Source organism: Candidatus Methylacidiphilales bacterium, from assembly GCA_028713655.1.
GTDB lineage: Bacteria > Verrucomicrobiota > Verrucomicrobiia > Methylacidiphilales > JAAUTS01 > JAQTNW01.
On sequence record JAQTNW010000011.1, the window covers coordinates 19,479 to 36,081 of the forward strand.

Below are 16,603 nucleotides of genomic sequence, written 5' to 3' on the forward strand. Positions count from 1 at the left end.
GCCGAAGCCTGCGCGGAGGCGGATACCCTGGGTAAAATCAAAAATCATCCTGAACCCTGAATGGGTTCCGTCCTCCTCTCACTCCTAATCCTTCCCAGGGCCAAATTCGCTTGTGTGGTGATTGCGCGCCGCGCCGATCTCGATTTCAGGCCCCGCCTCGGGATACTCGTAGATGTCCCCTTTGTAATTGCGCAGCAGGATTCTTTCGCCCGTGCGGGCCACAATGTAATCCGGATTCAACGGGATTTTCCCGCCGCCGCCCGGTCCGTCCACCACATATTGCGGAATGGCATAACCCGTCGTAAATCCGCGCAGTTTATCCATGATCTCCAGCCCCTCCTGGATCGTCGTGCGCAGATGCGCCGAGCCGCGGATCAAATCACATTGGTAAAGATAATAGGGGCGCACACGGCACATCAGAAGCTTGTGCAAAAGCTCCTTCAGGACATCCGCATCGTCGTTGACTCCGCGCAGCAGCACGGCCTGGTTCCCCAGGGGAATGCCGGCGTCCGACAATCGGCCCAGGGCGTCGCGGACCTCGCTGGTTAGTTCCTTTGGATGGTTGCTATGGATGCTGATCCACAGCGGATGGTATTTTTTCAGCATCGCGCACAACTCGGGCGTGATGCGTTGCGGCAGGAAAATAGGCACCCTCGAACCGATCCGGACAAATTCGATGTGCGGAATCCTGCGCACGCGCGAAAGCAGGCTTTCCAGCTTGGCGTCCGACAACAACAACGGGTCCCCGCCCGAAAACAGCACATCGCGGATCTCTTCATGCTTTTCCAAATAACGGAAGGCCTCCTCAAAGTCCGTCTCCAATTCCTGCTCCCCGACACCGCTGACCACCCGGCTCCGCGTGCAATAACGGCAATAGGAAGCGCAGCGATCCGTCACCAGAAACAAAACACGGTCTGGATAGCGGTGAACCAGGCCGGGCACCGGCATCATCGAGTCCTCCCCGCAGGGGTCCGCCATCTCTTCCCGCAAATAGGTGGATTCCTCCAGCCGGGGAATCACCTGTCGGCGGATCGGGCAGTCGGGGTCATTCACATCAATCAGATTGAAAAAATGAGGCGTGATCGACATCGCGAGCTTGCTGCCCGTCAAAATGATCCCGGCGCGTTCTTCCGGAGTCAGGCCCATATACCGCTCCAACTCTTCCAGAGAGTTGATGCGATGGCGCAATTGCCAGCCCCAGTCGTTCCAGTCTGTGGGAGAGACGGAACCCCAAAAACCGGGGTATGATGAATTAAAACGTATCCTGCTCAATTCGAGTTGAAGGTTAGCTGTGTTAAGGATATCCCTCACTTTGCCGTTGTCAAATTTGCGGCAGCAGAAAAATAGGGGTTTGGATAAAAATATAAGATATTGAATACAAATGAGTTACAAGTAATGCATTGCGCAGTCCGGGTTTTGGGTTCACTTTTAATGCTATGAACAACGTTCAACCCAGGCTTTATGTCAAGGAGGGCTGCCCTTGGTGCCACGAGGCCTCCGAATTCCTGGATCGGCATAAAATTCCCTACGAGAGAATTGTTGTCACGGGCGACCACACCGCCATGAATGAGATGGTCAAGGTCTCAGGCCAGAGCAAAGCCCCGACACTGCGCTGGAATGGCAAGGTGCTGGCGGATTTTGGTGTAGAGGAGCTTGAAGCTTTTCTGAAAAAGGAGGGCGCAATTTAACCTCTTGCAGCCCGGTAACCGCCTCCTACCATCGGAGGCATGTCAGACAACCTGGTCGCCCGCTATTCTGTCAACGGAAACCCCGTTGAAGTGCTTGAAATCGTCAACGAACCCCAGCCACAGCCGTCTTCCGGTGAAATTCTCATCGAGATGCTCTATGCCTCCATCAATCCTTCCGACATCAACATGCTCGAAGGCACCTACGGCATCAAAGCCACCCTCCCGGCCATCGCAGGCAATGAAGGCTGCGGCAAGGTACTGTCCCTCGGCAGCGGCGTAACGGGATTCAAAACAGGCGACCTCGTCAAACCCCCCGCCTCGCGCGGAACCTGGCGGCAACGCCTCACCTGCCCCGCAAGCGAATGCATCCGCCTGCCCGAATCTCTTTCACCCGAAAATGCGTCGATGATCTACGTCAATCCGCCCACCGCCTGGCGGATGCTGCACGACACCGTCAAATTGCAACCGGGTGAATGGGTCATCCAAAACGCCGCGAATTCGGCCGTGGGCCGTTCCGTCATCCAAATCGCCAAAGCCCTCGGCTGGCGCACGATCAACCTGGTCCGCCGCGAAGAACTCGTTTCCGAACTCCGGGAACTCGGGGGCGATATCGTGGCGGTCGAAGACCCGGATCTTTCCAAAAAAATCAAGGAATGGACCGGAGGGAAGCCGCCACGCCTGGCGCTGAATGCGGTCGGCGGCGACAGCGCTTCACTCCTGGCCAAATGCCTGGCCGACGGCGGCCATCATGTGACCTACGGCGCGATGTCGAAACAACCCCTGAAGCTCTCCAACGGGTTTCTGATTTTCAAAAACATCACATTTCACGGATTTTGGATGACGCGCTGGTACAAAAACGCAGCGGCTGCCGAACGCGACGCGCTGTTCAACGAACTGGCCATGCTCTTCGCCGCTGGGAAACTTAAAATCGCCATCGACAAAATTTTTCCGCTGGCCGAAGCCAAGACGGCTGTCGGTGCGGCCTTGCAGGAAAAACGCGGCGGGAAGATTTTGTTAAAGCTCAATTGATAGCAAAAGACTTTTTTACAGGAAGATCGCAAAGGACACAAAGACATTGAAGGTTGCGCCACCATTGATCCATCCCCCTGACAAGGGGGTTTGTGTTTTTGATCTAAAAATGAGGCTGTAAGAATATGAAATCCAAAAAATGGCTCTTCCGATCCGGCATTGTTCTTCTGGCCTTCATTGTTCTGATCGCGCTCTTCTATGCCGAGGAGGATTGGCGCGGGGCTCGCGAATGGGCGCGGGTGGAAAAGGAACTGCGCGCCAAGGGCGAACGACTGACCCTGGACGAACTTCTCCCGCCGCCGGTGCCCGACGAGCAAAACGTGGCCGCCGCGCCAATTTTCAAGGAACTCTTTCCCGACAATAAAGATGCGCGGCTTCTTAAATTAAAACTCACTCCACTTCCCGGCAAAAAAATGCCTTCGCTTGCCACTGATAACAGGGATGTTGATTTGACAGCCTGGCAGGAGGCTTTGACCGGTGTCCGCAACGAAAAGACCGCAGCTCAGGACATACTTAAATATCTTTCGCAGTACGACAGCTTGACTGAAGAACTTCGAGTCGCATTGGACCGCCCCTATGCCCAATGGCCATTCAATAAAAAAGACCCCTATGCAACCCAAGTTCCTCATGTGGGCGTCGTACTCAATACAGCAAAAGTGCTGGCACTGTCAGCAGGGGCGGAGCAAAAAATTGGAAACAGCGACAAGGCGCTTCATGACTTAAAACTCATTTTCCGACTCTGCGATTCCGCATGTTCAAACAGAACACTGATAGGTCATTTGGTTGCTCTGGTCACAGACAGCATCGGATTGGGAATGTTTCAGACGGGATTATTCGAGCATTCATGGTCTGATACCCAACTCGCCGAAGTCCAAACCCTGCTTCACAACAAAACTCCGTTACTAACTTATCAAGAATCTTTCCGTATCGAGCGGGCAAGTTTCAACCAATACACTCGCCTGCCCTCCGAAGAGCAAGCAAATCTCTTTTCATCCATCCCCGACGAGTCCAATACCAAACCTCAAACGAATGTTATTTCATTCCCCTATCTGTTTTTGCGGCTCAGACCTCAAGGCTGGACTGATTTTGACCGCGCATTCGGAAACGAAACCATCCAAAAGTACTATATTGCCGCAATTGATCCTAAGAATCATCGAGTATTCCCATCTATGATTCGCGCTGAAAATCATCTAGTTGCCGACTCTCGAAGAAATCTCCTGCTTACAGCGTGCTACCGCCTTTACAGCACTATTTTAATCCTCCCCGCGTTGGATGGAATAGTCATTCGCACAAGCCAGTATCAAACCCTGCTTTCCGAGGCTGATATTGTCTGTGCGTTGGAACGCTACCGGCTGAAATACCACACCCTGCCCGACTCGCTCCAGGCTCTCGTTCCGGCCTATCTCGACAGCGTTCCGCACGACATCATCAACGGCCAGCCGCTCATCTACAAACGCGTCGGGGAGCAGGATTTTATTCTTTACTCAGTGGGCTGGAATGAAAAAGACGACGGCGGAGTCGTGAATAAAAAGCACAAGGACCAGGGCGACTGGGTCTGGGCTTCCAAGCCCGAGCTCTATCACACTGTGGAATAACAAAAACCGTTTCGCGCCAAGAACGCCAAGCGCGCTAAGCGGTTGCTTGTATTAAATCCAAAAAAATCTGTTTTGGATTTTCTTTGCGCCTTTTGCGCCTTTTCGCGGCCAACTTTGTTCCAGTTTTCGGTTTTTAAGTTTCTCTTCGCGTTCCATTGCGATCTTCCTGTAAAAAAGTCTTCTGCTTTCAGTTTCTGAATTCTGCATTCTGAATTCTACATTTCCTGTGCGATCTCCTCAGCCGGATAAGTCACAATCTCCGCCAGGGTCGGATGATAATGCGGGATCTTCAAAAATTCCCCCACTGTCGCGCGGTAGTGCATCGCCACGGCAAACTCATGAATCAAGTCCGACGCATGCGGCCCCACAATCTGCGCGCCCAAAATTTCGCCCTTTTTCGCATCGGCAATGATCTTAACAAACCCGTCCTCCGCCCCCATGATCATCGATTTTCCATGGTCGTTGAACGGATACTTCGCCACCCGAACCACCCTGCCCGCTTGCGCGGCTTCCTTTTCCGACATCCCAATGGCCGCCAACTCGGGTTCGGTGAAAACCACCTCCATTTTCAGGCGGTAATCCATTTTTTCCAGACGTTTCTCTCCCTCGCCCTTCAACAATCTCACGGCGTTGCGCGCCGCTGTTTCCCCCTGCGCAATGGCCGTGTGCACCACTTCGTACGGCCCGCAGACATCGCCCGCGGCAAAAATGTGAGACCGGCTGCTCTGCATCGTCCGTGAAATTTTCACCGCGCCCTGCTCAATCTTCACCCCGGCCTTTTCAAGCCCCAACGCGGCTATCGCAGGCCTCCGGCCCAGGGCATACAGGATTTCCTGCACTTCCACCGACATCAATTTGCCACCCTTGCGAAAGACGACTTTCTTGCCTTTGCCTGACTTCTCAATCTTAACCAATTCCGTGTCCAAATGGACCTTCATGCCTTCCTTCGCAAACACATCGGTCAACACGCCGGCCAGATCGGCATCCTGCGATCTCAGCACCTGCCGGCTGCGCTGGATCAACGTCGTCTTGACACCAAGATGATGGAAATATTGCGCGAATTCCAACGCAACGGCCCCGCCTCCCAATACCGCGATGCTTTTCAGCGGCTTGTCCAAATGGATGGCTTCGTCGCTGGTGATAAACCCCGTTTCCCTCAATCCGGGAATATCCCGCACCGCCACCTCCGAGCCCGTTGCCAGCACGAAAGTTTTTCCCCTCACGATTTTTTTCCCGCCGCCTTTCAACCGGATTTCAAGCGTGTTGGCATCGACAAACGACGCCATCCCGCGGATAAAGTCGAAATTGCCCTTTTCCAATTGACCCCGGCGATGCCCGGCAAAGTCCTCAATCAGACGGTTTTTGCGCGCAATGATTTTTTTCCAGTTGGCCGAGGGCTTTGAGGCTGACAATCCGAATTCGCCAGCCCGGCGGATGGCCTGAAGACGGTGGGCGGATTCCAGCAGAGCCTTGGTCGGCATGCAGCCGCGGAGGATGCACAAACCACCCACTTGGGTTCCACCCTCGATGACAGCGGTTCTGGCCCCGAATGCCACTGCGCTGCGCGCCGCCGCATAGCCGCCGCTGCCCCCGCCAATGACGACAACGTCGTATTCCTTGATACCCTGTAAGCTCGTCATGGTAAAAACATTTAACGCAAAGGGCACAAGACGCAAAGCCGCAAAAGAAACTTATTTTTAACCACGGTTGAATCGGATAAGCGCGAAGGTGAAAGCAGCAACTTGAAACTGAAAACCTGCCTGTCTGCCATAGCCTACTCGGCCTCCACAACCTTGGTGGCGAAGCTGGAAAATCTGAAATTTAAATTACACAGAGGTGATTTGCCACAGTGTTACTCTGCGATCTCCCTGTAAAAAAGTGTTTGCGCCTTGGCGTCTTATGTTCGCACACCGGACGAATCCGTCCTTTGGAGGACCCTTGGCGTTAGGAACGTGTTCTTTTATTCACTATTCAGGCAAATTGCTTGAGCACCGGCATTTCCTCAACCCGTTCGCGGCGGCTGGTGAATTTCGTGTAAAGAAACTTGCAGGCGGGGACATTGCTGCGCGTGACAACCGAGGCGGTATCCAGGCCTTCATCGGCCAGCAATTTCAGGCTTTGCCAGAGCAACGCCGTTCCGGCCCCGCGGCAGCGGTATTCTTCCATCACGCAAATTCCGCTCACCAATTGGCGCGGCGCGGTGGGATCGGTCAGCAAGGCGCTGGCCCCGATGATGCGTTTGCCATCCTCCACAATCAAAACCCGGAAGTCCTTTTCGCCCATGCCCTTGAGAATGGCCTCCTTCAATTCGGCCAATCGCTCCAGGCTGGCGATGCCCCAGGCCAGCTCAGCCAGATAGGAGCGTTCTACAACATTGTAAACTTCCTCCCGCTCATCCTCCTCGGCCTTTCTTATTACGAATCCGCCGTTCAGTTTCGGTTCCTTTGCCGGCAGACTTTTGAGTTCCCAACTAAAACGAATCCAATCAGGCTTGTACATCCAGTAAAGTTTGTAACGCAATTAACAATTGGCAAGGGTTTTCCTTAAAACAACCGCCGCGCCTGTGCATAACCTAAAGCGCCAAAAATGGTTTTGCAGATATCACACCATCCATTACCTTAGCCTGCATGTCTCACAGACTCCTGGAAAATCACGCCGCTTCTTTTTCTTGTCTGCAGGCAGGAAAGCAAGTGCTGGGGGCATGCAGGCTATTGCGCCTTATCTTCATCGCCTTCTGCCTCCTTGCTTTTACGGCAAGCTCCCGCGCTGTACCGGAGCTTCCTCCCCTCAAGGTCGGCATGGAACTTTCCTATCCGCCGTTCGAAATGACCGATGTCCAGGGCCGCCCCTCGGGCGTGAGCGTTGAGTTGGCGCAAGCCCTGGGCCATAGCCTGCAGCGCAGCGTCGAGATCCAAAACACTTCCTTTGACGGCCTCATCCCCGCCCTTCAAACAAAAAAAATCGACCTCGTCATTTCGTCCATGACGGCCACGCCCGAACGCGCCACGGCGATTGATTTTTCCGAGCCCTACCTCACCACGGGGCTCTGCCTTCTCGTTCCGAAATCTTCCGGCTTGCAAACTGCCTCCGATCTCGAACAGCCCGGGAAAAGAATTGCCGTAAAAAAAGGCACCACGGGACATCTGTTTGCCAGCAAACGCTTTCCCAAGGCCCAGATTCTGGTTTTCGACAAGGAATCCGCCGCAGTGCTTGAAGTTTCCCAAGGCAAGGCGGACGCTTTTATTTACGACCAGATGTCGGTTTTTGAACACTGGCAGAAGGACCCGGCGCATCTCAAAGCCATCCTCACCCCCATTCAAACCGAATTCTGGGCCATCGGCCTGCGCAAAAACGATCCTTTGAAAGCGCGCATCAACGCCTTCCTGGCGGATTTTCGCAGGCAGGGCGGTTTTGAAAAATTGGGAGACAAATACCTGAAACAACAAAAGGACGCTTTCAAGGAACTCGGCATTCCGTTTGTGTTTTGATGCGGCATATCCTTGTTCGTGAGCCAAAATGAGCCCCCGCCCTCCGTAGTTGCGGGCTTGCCATCAGCGGATTCAAACCTATCCTTTTCCCCATAAGAGCGGCGCCTGTCCAAACCAAGCCGGGCACGCTCATTCAACCCTGCATATTATGAGCAAATATATTCTCGGCGGAATCGGGCTGATTATTGCCGCAATCGTGCTTCTGGGCCTGGTCCTTGCCGGCTGGGCGGTGGGTAGTTATAACAGTATGGTAGGCCTCAAACAGGGCGTGGATGCCCAGTGGGCCGAGGTCCAAAACCAATACCAACGCCGCGCCGACCTGATTCCCAATCTCGTCCAGACCGTTTCCGGCGCTGCCAATTTCGAGAAATCGACCCTGACGGACATCATCCAGGCCCGCGCCAGCGTCGGCCAGATGCGCCTCGACCCGAATCAGGCCCCCTCCGATCCAGCCAAGCTCCAGGCCTTTGAACAAGCCCAGGCCGGGCTGGGAAATGCGCTGTCCCGCCTTCTGGTCGTTTCCGAACGCTACCCCGAATTGAAAGCCAATGAGAATTTCCAAAACCTGCAGGCGCAATTGGAAGGCACGGAAAACCGGATCACCACCGCCCGCAATCATTTCAACGTGGCAGCCCAAAGCTACAACACAGCCGTCCAGCAATTCCCCGGAGTTGTCCTGGCGGGAATGTTCGGGTTCACGCCGCGGCCTTATTTCCAGGCAAAAGAAGGCAACGAAGTTCCCCCGCCCGTGCATTTTGATTTCAACAGCCGCAAATAATGCCACTGCCACGATGAATTTTTAATCATGAGTTTGCGATTAATCATTCATAGGGCTTTCCTTGCACGGATTGCGTTATTTGCCACCCTTCTCTTGAGTGTCGGCGCCGGATCTGCGCTCCACGCCCAGAATCTTCCACCCAAGCCTCTTCGCTATTTCAACGACCAGGCAGGCGTCGTGGACACGGCAACCGCAACAGCCATCAACCAGCAACTCGTCGATTTTGAGCGCAGCACGTCAAATCAGATCGTGGTCGCGATTTATCCCCGGCTGCCCGAGGGCGCGGAAATCGCCCAGTACGCGACCGACACGTTTAACACCTGGGGCGTGGGCCAAAAAGGCCGCGATAACGGCGCGGTTCTTTTTGTTTTCGTCCAGGACCATAAAATGTTCATCAGCACCGGCCGCGGACTGGAAGGCGCGCTGCCCGACGCCATTTGCAAGACCATTATCACCCGCGAAATTGCGCCGCGCTTCCGGCAAAACGATTATTCCGGCGGAATTCGGGCCGGGGTCAACGCGATGCTGGCCGCCACCAAGGGCGAGTATCACGGCACCGGACAGACGCGGGCGGAGCAACGTACTTCTGGCAATAGCGGTTTTCCGCCGATACTTGGCCTTCTGCTGATACTTTTTTTCATTATAGCCATTCTCCCTAGGCTGGGAGGCGGTTCGCCCTTCATTTATACCGGCAGCAGTTATGGAAGAAGTGGCGGTGGAGGCTGGGGAGGAGGATTCGGCGGCGGGGGTGGTGGCGGTGGATTCAGCGGGGGTGGCGGCTGTTCCGGAGGCGGAGGCGCAGGCGGCGGCTGGTGATGCGATTTGCCAATCAGACGAGATCCATCTCATGAAACTCAAACATTTTCTTAACGGCGTCGAACATGAGCGCGTGTTGCACGCAATCCGCGCGGCAGAACAAGGGACCACAGGCGACATCGTACTGTTGATCAGCCATCGCCGGACGAATGACCCACTTGCCGCGGCGCATAAAGCGTTTGGGAAGCTTCATTTGAAAAGCGTCGGCGGGAAGAACAGCCTTTTGATTTTTGTGGCGCCCGAATCACAGAAGTTCGCGGTTGTGGGCGGTACCGCTTTACATGAAAAAGTCGGTCAAAAGTGGTGGGATGATCTGATGGTTATTCTGGCCGAACATTTCAAGGAGGCCCGCTACACCGAGGGTCTCCTCGCCGTCCTTAACAAGGTGGGGCAAGCCTATAAGAACCATTTCCCGGCAGCCACAGCGCAGAACCGAAAAGGCCGGCGCGACATCATAGAGGAAAACGCGCGCTCTGCAAAAGTTGCCAGCAAACGCCGAAAACCGTCACCGGCAGGAAAACCTGGAAAAAAGCAAAAACGGAAGTTACGCCGGACATCCTGAAAAGCGTTGCTGTTTGTGTGCCCAAAATTGTTTATCTCTGCATCCCGGACTTGACGCAAAGTCAACTTCAACTTAAACTTCAACTTAAACTTCAACTTGATGAAAACCGTGACCATGCTGGAATTTCGCCGGAATGCCGCAGGCATCCTCAAACGCCTGGCCAAAGGCGAGCGCATGCTGCTTTCCCATCGCGGCAGGCCCGCCGCTCGACTGGAGCCAATTCATGCCACGGCATCCCAATCGCCGCTCAACGACCCCTTCCTTACAATTGGCGCCCGCGCCAAGCCCAGTCCCAAGGGCAAAACCCGCCACGCAGATATTGATGCGATCCTCTATGGCCGCCGCTGATGTATTCATGGACAGCGCGGGCTTTCTTGCGCTTTGGGACGCTGCGGATGAATACCACGGCTCAGCCGTCCGCCTACAACAAGAATTGGCACACCATAAACGACGCTTCCTGACGACCGATTATATAGTGGATGAAACTGTCACATTATTACGGGTACGTCACAGCCACGCTGCCGCATGCAGCTTTCTCGATGCGATGCAAGCCAGCGAAATCCTTCGCTTGGAGTGGGTCGATTCTGAACGGTTTCAGGCCGCCGCTTCTGTTTTCCGCAAACACCATGACAAGGAATGGTCCTTCACCGATTGCGTGAGCTTCGCTCTCATGAATGAACTGAAAATCCGCGATGCCTTTACCACCGACCACCATTTCCGCCAGGCCGGCTTTGTTCCGCTATTAAAAGCCTGAAACAACACCGGTGCGGTTAAAATTGATAGATGCACAATTCAGCCGCTGAGCCGTCGGGCTTGGAAAGTGTCTTGCTCATGGAGTACTATTATGTTCCGCAAGGCCTAACCTGCATATTTCATACTCATTTCAATGGTCAACCTGTTAGCGCCGGGACGTAACAGCGGCAAGACATGTGCTGAGCATATGCAGGTTATTGCAAAACCGCCTCAAAATAAGGCGGTTCCAATTCAAAAATCAAAACAAAATACCCATTCAGGCGGTTTTGCTTGTAGCCCGGATGTTGCCACACACTCGGTTTCTGCCACACTTTGGAGCAGGACACTTTGCCCGGGATTTCAGAAGCGTGTGAAACATCCGGGCTAAAGTCACGCAACATGAATTTCAAATCCGGCTAACATGCCCGGATCGGGACATAGCCATGTACAAGACCTCCTTTGGAAAAAACAAATTGGTAAAGTTGAATACCCCGCGCTCGGAATGCGCCCGCGCACCCAAGCAGGTAATACCGCCACATCCTGTAAAAGCGCCCGCCAAAACGGTTTTCAAAGCGCTGCCATGATTTGCGAAACCTGTTTTCCCACGCAAGCAGGGTTGGATCATAGTACGCGCCGAAATTATGGGTGTCTTCGAGGACGAACAAGCCCTCCGCAGCCCGCGCCACCAGCGACGCCGAAGGCAATATGGAATTCGGGAAAATGTATTCTGAGATCCAGGGATCGGGACGTGGAATGGATTCAATATCCGCTATGGTGTGGCAAAGAAAAAGGCCGTCGTCCTTCAAACAACGGTCGGCGGCTTTCATATAATGGCGATAATTTTTGTACCCGACATGCTCCAACATCCCCACGCTCACAATGCGGTCGAAGGGTTCCGAAACATCGCGGTAGTCCTGCAAACGGATTTCAACAGGCAAACCGCGGCAGAACTCTTCGCCATAGCTTTGCTGCTGCTTTGAAATCGTGATGCCAATGACCGTGCAGCCATACCGCTGCGCCGCGTATTTCGCCAATCCGCCCCAACCACAGCCGATGTCGAGCAAACGCATGCCGGGCCGAAGATCGAGCTTTCGGCAGATCAAATCCATTTTCAACCGCTGGGCTTCGTCAAGATCGGCGGTGTTTTGGAAATACGCGCAGGAATACTGCATCGTCGGGCCCAGCATGGCTTCGAAAAAGTCGTTGCCCAGGTCGTAATGCCGTTCCCCCACAAGACGGGACCGGCTCTTGCTTTGCAAATTGATCACTGCCGAAAGCGCTACCGCCATCAGCACACGAACATTGCTCCCCCAATGTTTTTCAAGATTCGCGCGCTTGGCCCGAAAACACATTTCATCAATGGCATCACAGTCCCACCATCCCTCCATATAGGCTTCGCCGAAGCCGAGGAGTCCATCGGCCAAAACCCGCCGGTAGAACCGGTCATTATGGACCTGAATGTCCCACGGACGTCCACCGCCGATTCGAATGTCGGCAGACTCGAATATCTCACGAAGCATCGCCTCCGCCCAAGGCCATCGCGCCGGGAGTTCGGAGACCCCGAAATGGCTGTGCTTGATGATTTGCATCATTCCACTTGTCGAAAAATTTCCGACAGCTACCTTGACCCTTTAATGGGCCTGTAGCTCAATGGTTAGAGCAGGGGACTCATAAGGGGCAAGCGCTTTTTTCAAGGTTTTTCAAATTCTTGCAAGACCTTGCCAGTCTGACGGTTATATCAGATTCTGTTTTGCGTGATTGTTCACGGTTTTGTGCAGTTTTGCCAAAAAATCACCTATAACCGTGAATTTGACCGTGAACGTTTGGCTCCCTTTTTCTCACAATCTCTACATCTTCCAATCAGCCCGGCAGTGTGCGTTCCTAACATCCAACGACTCCCCTGCCCTACGTCTTCTGACTGCGACAGGCATGTATTCTGAAATCCACTCCAGGCGGCACGATGCTGGATAAGAGTATAGAATCTCTTTCCCATTCTCTCTCTGTCTAGCGCGCCCGGCAATGAGGGCACCTAAACAAAATTCAACACCCGTCCGACGCGCCTCTCCTCCGTCACGGGGCGCGGTGGATGGGTGTTCTGAAATCCTCTCCCGGTGACAGCAAGCGCCGTGACGCGAACGCAAGGGAGGGGCGCGGGGCTTGCTCATGATTTTGAAAAAGTAGTCGGCTGAAATGGTTCCATTAGAATGTTTTTTGGCATTCAATGCCAATAGTTGGTTGGAACAAGCCTACCAGCGACGGTGACGGGTCGAGCGAGACGTGCAAAACGCGAGCGCGAGCCCGTCCACGGTTGCGGCCTTGAATGGAAATTTAAAGGCGGAAACGAAGGAGCGGGTTTTGGCGAAGCCAAAGGCCCGCTCTTTCGCCCGTCCTGGATAAAAGAGGCATTGGCCTTTCATGGCAGTATCTGGCGGGAGGATTGGAGCAACGTGGCTCCATGCCGGAGGCGGCACGATGAAACAATGGGTGAATGCTTGATGCAGCACAGGAGCAGCATCGATTCATTATGGAGCATGTTCTCGAACCATGAAGCATGGCAAGTGTATGAAAGAAGCAGAATCGGAGTACGATGGTCACGGCGCGGATGAAGCAAGGAAAGAGCCGGATGCACAGTCGGCGAGGCAGGTTCAATTTTTGTTGAGGCACAGATTCAGGGGGTGAAGAGGGGTTGCATTCAGTGGCAACGTGGAAACAGGATGGATGAAATGCGGTGTCACCCCCTGTCAGAATAGAACAGGCATGGCTCTGGCAAGGGTGAATACCCGATGTGTCACGGAAGCGGAGTTGATTCACGATGGAAAATCCTCTCGAACCATGAAGCACGACAGATGCAGGATGGAAGCAGGATTGAAAAAGCAGGGCCGCATTGCCAGTTACCACGGAACAAGCATGGCAGCGGCGCGGAATCAGAATTGGTTCATAACTGGAGCAGGCTCTTTCAAGTATGAAGCACGGCGGATGCAGCATGGAAGCATCGTGACGCATGAATGAACGGGGCTGAACAGCCCTTGACCGAACCCCGTTCGGAGTGGCGTGTTCGTTGCAAAGTATTGAAAGGTTCTGGCGAATGCTTCGATAGGGACTGTTTGAATTCACGAGTCGCTAACGCCGATACTACTTTGTAATACCAAGTAGTCTTTGAAGCCAAGGTGGGCCATGTGTTTAGTTGGTTGGCATGGTTCGATTCGACAAACCCTGCCGGAATGTCGCCGGAGCTATGGAATACTTTTCCCAGCATTTGGGCAAAGGTGATTATCTGACCCAGCAAGGCCAGTCCGAAATGGTGTGGATGGGGAAAGGAGCGATCCGCCTTGGTTTGTCGGGCCATGCCCAGGAGCAACATTTTTCCCAGTTGTGTTCCGGGAAACATCCGTTTACTGGGGAAAAGCTGGGGGTGCGGGACATGGGGGCGAATCGAAGGGTCTGCTTCTTTGGCCAAATCTCGGCACCGAAAGATGTTTCCATTGCCTATTTGGTCGGTGGCGATGAACGGATTGCCGGATGGTGGAATGAGGCTGTACAAGACACCTTGATGGAAATTGAAGCCACCACGTTAACCCGTGTGCGTAAAGCCGGGGCGATGGAAAATCGTCAGACCGGCAACATGGTTGCGGCGGTTGTCACGCATGACGCCAGCCGGAGCCTTGATCCCCAGTTGCACACCCATGTCTGCATCATGAACGTGACCTATGACGAGGTGGAACAGCGCTGGAAAGGTGTGGAGCCCTCCGGGTTCTATCGGCATCAGGGTTATTTCCGAGAAGTCTGCTACAATAAACTCTCCCAGCGAATGGTGGAAGCGGGCTATGAACTCGAAAAGGCCCGGACGCTGGGTTTCATCGTCAAAGGTTTCCCACCTGAACTGCGGGATAAATTCAGCAAGCGGCGGAAAGACATCCTCGAAAAAGCCGCCGCCCTGGGTGTGAAATCCCAGGATGGATTGCACAAGATTGCCGGAAGCAGCCGTTCCGGAAAACAAAACATCGAAACTTCGGAACTTAAAACACGTTGGATCAAGGAAAGCGGGGAAGCGTTGACGACGGTTCAAGCGGTGATTGCTTCAGCGGATGGCAAGCCCAACCCCGGTTTATCGGTCACAGCTTCGGAATCTGTGCGTTATGCCGAAGAACATTTGTTTGAGCGGTGTTCGGTGACCGATGAGCGGGCCATCCTGCGGGAAGCTCTCATGTATGGCCGTGGTCAGGTGTCATTGGAACAACTCCGTTCTGAGATTGAAGAAAAGGTGAAGTCCGGTCTTTGGATTCGTAAGGGCGAAAAAATCACTTCCAGGGAAACACTCCGCATGGAACAGGAATACATCACCTGGGCCAGGCTGCGCCGGGGCAAACTGGGCTCCTTGGGTGATGCGTCCCAAGTGAATCCGAATTTGAGCAAGGAACAATTCCGGGCGGTCCAGAAAATCCTCCGTTCTTGGGATCGAATCGTTGTTTTGCAGGGAGATGCCGGAACGGGTAAGACAACTACCTTGAAGGAAGTGGTTCGAGGGATTGAACGCAGGGGCGGCAAGCCTTTTTGTTGCGCCCCCTCTTCCGGTGCCGCCGATGTGTTGCGAAAAGATCTGACGGCGGATGCCAACACTCTGCAACAGCTTCTGGTCAATCCGTCCCTGGACGCACGGGTGCAGGAACAGGCCATTATTGTTGATGAAGCGGGCTTGATCTCAACCCGGCAGATGCGGGATTTATGCCGTCTGGCAAAAGAAAACGATTGCCGCCTGGTTTTGGTTGGCGACATCAAACAGCACAGTTCGGTGGAGGCGGGTGATGCTCTGAGAGCCTTGGAAAAATTCGGCGAGGTGGAAGTGGCCAGTTTAAGAACCATCCACCGCCAGGTCGATCCGGCCTATCGAATAGCCGTACGGTATCTGGCCACAAAAAAGCCGTATCAGGCATTCCAGCAATTTTGCAGCATTGGAGCCGTCCGGGAAATCAAAGACCAGAAGGAATTATTCCAACGCGCGGCAGAGGATTACGTCAAAACCCTCCATAAAGGGAAATCCTGCCTGGCCATTTCCCCTGTCTGGTCTGAAATCCACCAGTTCACCGATGCGGTGCGGGTACAACTGCGCGAAGCCAAGCTTCTTCCTTCAGAGCAGCACACGGTCAAAACCTTCTCGTCTCATCAATGGACCAAGGCGGAACGAAAAGATGTGCGGAACTACCAAGCAGGCGATGTGCTGGCTTTCCACCGGAAAACAGCCGTCTTTGAAAAGGGCGAGGTTTTGCGCTGCATTGGGAAACAGGAACGCCAGGTCGTGGTCGAACGTGCCAACGGTGACCGCTATGCGTTCAACCCCAAACAAATTACCAGCTATGATATCGGGCTGGAACGGGAACTGGCCATTGCTTCAGGCGAAAGGCTGCTCCTTCGTGGCAACTGCAAGCTCCAGAAATTGCAAAACGGGGACATCGTGGAAGTGTCTGGCTTGGGTGGGGACGGTTCACTCCAGTTGAAGGATGGCCGGGTGATTCCGACAGATTTTCGGCAGTTCACTTATGGCTATGCCACCACCTCCCATGCAGCCCAGGGAAAAACCGTGGATCGGGGGATTGTCATCATGTCGGATGAGGGCATCCGGGCCAGTAATTTGAGGCAAGCCTACGTCAGTCATTCCCGGTTTCGGGAAAACATGGCCCTATATGTTTCCGACGAAAGAGCGGCCAAAGATGCTTTTGCTACCGATGCAGACCGACAATTGGCGATGGAATTAAACCGTCAGGATGCGGCCCATATCCGGGAATGCGAACGGTTGTTTGAACAGGCCGATGCCTGCAGGCGCAGCGGCAACGGGTCCTGGCCGCCCGTGCCACCATGAAACCAAGAGTGGGGATCAGCCTCCATGTGCATTAACAAACACTCGAAGGCAATCCGGCCTG

16 protein-coding genes are annotated in these 16,603 nt (G+C 54.0%); 11 read left to right on the forward strand and 5 right to left on the reverse strand.

Annotated elements, in window-relative coordinates; genetic code table 11:
• Positions 1-84 precede the first annotated feature (84 nt).
• Positions 85-1,272 (reverse strand): KamA family radical SAM protein, encoded by a 1,188-nt coding sequence (locus PHD76_05210; GenBank protein ID MDD5261231.1) that lies wholly within the window; start codon positions 1,270-1,272, stop codon positions 85-87.
• Positions 1,273-1,436: 164 nt separating this feature from the next.
• Between PHD76_05210 and PHD76_05215 the strand changes: the two genes are divergently transcribed.
• From PHD76_05215 to PHD76_05225, 3 genes are all read left to right on the forward strand, one after another.
• Positions 1,437-1,688 carry a glutaredoxin domain-containing protein gene (locus tag PHD76_05215; protein ID MDD5261232.1) on the forward strand — a complete coding sequence of 84 codons (252 nt, stop codon included), beginning with the start codon at positions 1,437-1,439 and terminating at the stop codon, positions 1,686-1,688.
• A 39-nt stretch (positions 1,689-1,727) separates the two neighbouring features.
• Complete coding sequence (locus tag PHD76_05220) at positions 1,728-2,717, forward strand: 2-enoyl thioester reductase domain-containing protein (protein ID MDD5261233.1); 990 nt, start codon at positions 1,728-1,730, stop codon at positions 2,715-2,717.
• 239 nt (positions 2,718-2,956) lie between these two features.
• Positions 2,957-4,312, forward strand: coding sequence for a hypothetical protein (locus PHD76_05225; protein ID MDD5261234.1), 1,356 nt, complete (start codon positions 2,957-2,959; stop codon positions 4,310-4,312).
• A 215-nt stretch (positions 4,313-4,527) separates the two neighbouring features.
• On the opposite strand, the gene PHD76_05230 is transcribed toward PHD76_05225, so the two are convergent.
• Both PHD76_05230 and PHD76_05235 read right to left on the reverse strand, forming a co-directional pair.
• Positions 4,528-5,952 carry a dihydrolipoyl dehydrogenase gene (locus PHD76_05230; protein MDD5261235.1) on the reverse strand — a complete coding sequence of 475 codons (1,425 nt, stop codon included), beginning with the start codon at positions 5,950-5,952 and terminating at the stop codon, positions 4,528-4,530.
• Positions 5,953-6,283: 331 nt separating this feature from the next.
• Entirely contained in the window at positions 6,284-6,811 is a 528-nt protein-coding gene (locus tag PHD76_05235; GenBank protein ID MDD5261236.1) for a GNAT family N-acetyltransferase, read from the reverse strand.
• A 299-nt stretch (positions 6,812-7,110) separates the two neighbouring features.
• Between PHD76_05235 and PHD76_05240 the strand changes: the two genes are divergently transcribed.
• The 6 genes from PHD76_05240 to PHD76_05265 all read left to right on the forward strand — a co-directional run bounded on the left by PHD76_05240 (position 7,111) and on the right by PHD76_05265 (position 10,710).
• Positions 7,111-7,800 (forward strand): transporter substrate-binding domain-containing protein, encoded by a 690-nt coding sequence (locus tag PHD76_05240; protein MDD5261237.1) that lies wholly within the window; start codon positions 7,111-7,113, stop codon positions 7,798-7,800.
• Between the two features lie 148 nt (positions 7,801-7,948).
• Complete coding sequence (locus tag PHD76_05245) at positions 7,949-8,578, forward strand: LemA family protein (GenBank protein ID MDD5261238.1); 630 nt, start codon at positions 7,949-7,951, stop codon at positions 8,576-8,578.
• A gap of 27 nt (positions 8,579-8,605) precedes the next feature.
• Complete coding sequence (locus tag PHD76_05250; protein MDD5261239.1) at positions 8,606-9,394, forward strand: TPM domain-containing protein; 789 nt, start codon at positions 8,606-8,608, stop codon at positions 9,392-9,394.
• 31 nt (positions 9,395-9,425) lie between these two features.
• Positions 9,426-9,956, forward strand: coding sequence for a TPM domain-containing protein (locus PHD76_05255; GenBank protein MDD5261240.1), 531 nt, complete (start codon positions 9,426-9,428; stop codon positions 9,954-9,956).
• Positions 9,957-10,055: 99 nt separating this feature from the next.
• Positions 10,056-10,304 carry a type II toxin-antitoxin system prevent-host-death family antitoxin gene (locus tag PHD76_05260; GenBank protein ID MDD5261241.1) on the forward strand — a complete coding sequence of 83 codons (249 nt, stop codon included), beginning with the start codon at positions 10,056-10,058 and terminating at the stop codon, positions 10,302-10,304.
• Positions 10,291-10,710, forward strand: a complete 420-nt coding sequence (locus tag PHD76_05265) for a PIN domain-containing protein (GenBank protein MDD5261242.1) — start codon at positions 10,291-10,293, stop codon at positions 10,708-10,710. Before PHD76_05260 ends, PHD76_05265 begins: the two co-directional genes overlap by 14 nt.
• Before the next feature lie 193 nt (positions 10,711-10,903).
• Here PHD76_05265 and PHD76_05270 read toward each other — a convergent pair whose 3' ends face one another.
• Both PHD76_05270 and cfa read right to left on the reverse strand, forming a co-directional pair.
• On the reverse strand, positions 10,904-11,089 hold the full coding sequence (locus tag PHD76_05270; GenBank protein ID MDD5261243.1) for a hypothetical protein: 186 nt from the start codon (positions 11,087-11,089) through the stop codon (positions 10,904-10,906).
• A gap of 15 nt (positions 11,090-11,104) precedes the next feature.
• Entirely contained in the window at positions 11,105-12,280 is a 1,176-nt protein-coding gene (gene cfa / locus PHD76_05275) for a cyclopropane fatty acyl phospholipid synthase (GenBank protein MDD5261244.1), read from the reverse strand.
• 1,165 nt (positions 12,281-13,445) lie between these two features.
• Between cfa and PHD76_05280 the strand changes: the two genes are divergently transcribed.
• On the forward strand, positions 13,446-13,697 hold the full coding sequence (locus tag PHD76_05280; protein MDD5261245.1) for a hypothetical protein: 252 nt from the start codon (positions 13,446-13,448) through the stop codon (positions 13,695-13,697).
• A 184-nt stretch (positions 13,698-13,881) separates the two neighbouring features.
• Positions 13,882-16,542, forward strand: coding sequence for a MobF family relaxase (gene mobF, locus PHD76_05285; GenBank protein MDD5261246.1), 2,661 nt, complete (start codon positions 13,882-13,884; stop codon positions 16,540-16,542).
• The last annotated feature ends 61 nt before the right edge of the window (positions 16,543-16,603 follow it).